The following is a 1,443-nucleotide window of genomic DNA, read 5'->3' on the forward strand; positions in this document are numbered from 1 at the left end:
ATTTGAGGTTCCGCAATTTACGCTAAATGATTATTCGTTGAACTATGGGCCACCTCTGGGCGTTGACGGTGCAGTAGCGTCACAGTACGCTGGATGCGGAATGAATTCTGATTGCTTGATGGACACAGCTGCTACTGAGGCGGCAGCAATGTCTTTGGTTGTAGGCGGTGAGGGAGCTATTTTAGCTAAGCTTGCGTGGGAGGCCAGGACTGCGAAGGTTTTGGCTGATTCGTTGAAGACTGCTAACGCGAGAAAATTAGGAAAGGCTGGCGAGGATGCAGTGCGAGCTGTTCACAATATTGGTGATAAGTCGAAAATTGATGTCAATGGACGCAGTAGATTTCCAGATGGATTGATACCCGGTAAAAGTATTAGTGAAATAAAAAATGTTGCTAAGCAAGGGTATACACAGCAGTTGAAGGATTATGCTGCTCATGCGGAATCACAAGGGCTAAAATTTGATTTATATGTTCGTGGGCCTAATGCACCTGGTGGAATGACGCAACTAAGTGGCCCACTTAGAGCTGAGATTAGTGCTGGCAATATCAACCTAAAATTTATTCCTTAAATTATGAAAAAGAAAACTGAAACTACAGAAGAATGGTTTGCCCGTTTGCAAGCTGATCCTGAATATGTTGCAAGGCAAGCGGAGCAAGAGGCAAAGTTTGCTGAAAAATCAGCAAGAATAGCCGCAGAAGAAAAACCAATATTAGATGAGCTTCTTACAATAGGTTTAGATGTTGATGAATTGTCAGATTTCATTAACACCGCGGATCAATATGTGGAGGCCATTCCGGTATTAACCAAGCATATGCTTCTCCCTTATTCAGATGTGATACGAGAGACCTTGGCAAGAGCGTTGGCTATTCCTGAATCTAAATCTATTTGGAGTTTACTCGTACAGGAGTATATAAAAGCTCCAATAGGCAAAGGCATTAAACTTCGGGGAGATGTTGAAGAATTCAACCTTGGCTATAAATCCGGATTAGCCTGCGCATTGTCTGTAGCTGTGACTGATGAGACCTTGCCAGAGCTTATCGAATTGTTAAAGGATAAGCGACATGGTGAAAGTAGAGTTCTGTTGCTCTCTGCTATACAGAAGTCAAAAAATCCTCTCGCGATACAAGCTACTCAAGAACTGGCAGATGATCCTGATTTAAAGATTGAAATTGCCTCTTGGAAGAAAAAACAAAAGAAAAAATAATGTGTTCTGTATGAAAAAGCGGCAACGTTCTTACCTTAGCCGCTTTTTTTATGCGCGCCTCACTCGGTTGTTAACACCAAACACCCGTGCATCACGCGAATGGTCACGGGTGAGTTGATATCAAACCCCGCATGTTTTAACCAATGGCCTTTCAGTTGCAACCAGGGCATGGTGGCCTGTGGTGGATACTGTGTCTTGCGCCGGTAGTCGTAAACCATGCTCCCGGTTTTGATTTTGCG

3 protein-coding genes are annotated in these 1,443 nt (G+C 43.5%); 2 read left to right on the plus strand and 1 reads right to left on the minus strand.

Annotation, left to right across the window (positions count from 1 at the left end; translation table 11 throughout):
• Together A596_RS16255 and A596_RS16260 are read left to right on the plus strand one after the other, a co-directional pair.
• On the plus strand, positions 1–568 hold a 568-nt coding region (locus A596_RS16255; protein ID WP_235425761.1), incomplete at its 5' end, for a putative toxin.
• A 3-nt stretch (positions 569–571) separates the two neighbouring features.
• A complete protein-coding gene (locus A596_RS16260; protein WP_052417598.1) occupies positions 572–1,204 on the plus strand; it encodes a hypothetical protein in 633 nt (210 codons plus the stop codon).
• Positions 1,205–1,263: 59 nt separating this feature from the next.
• On the opposite strand, the gene A596_RS22725 is transcribed toward A596_RS16260, so the two are convergent.
• A partial coding sequence (locus tag A596_RS22725) for a SymE family type I addiction module toxin (protein ID WP_200882949.1) occupies positions 1,264–1,443 on the minus strand: 180 nt, incomplete at its 5' end.

The sequence above is a fragment of the Cellvibrio mixtus subsp. mixtus J3-8 genome (assembly GCF_000766945.1).
Taxonomy (GTDB): domain Bacteria; phylum Pseudomonadota; class Gammaproteobacteria; order Pseudomonadales; family Cellvibrionaceae; genus Cellvibrio; species Cellvibrio mixtus_A.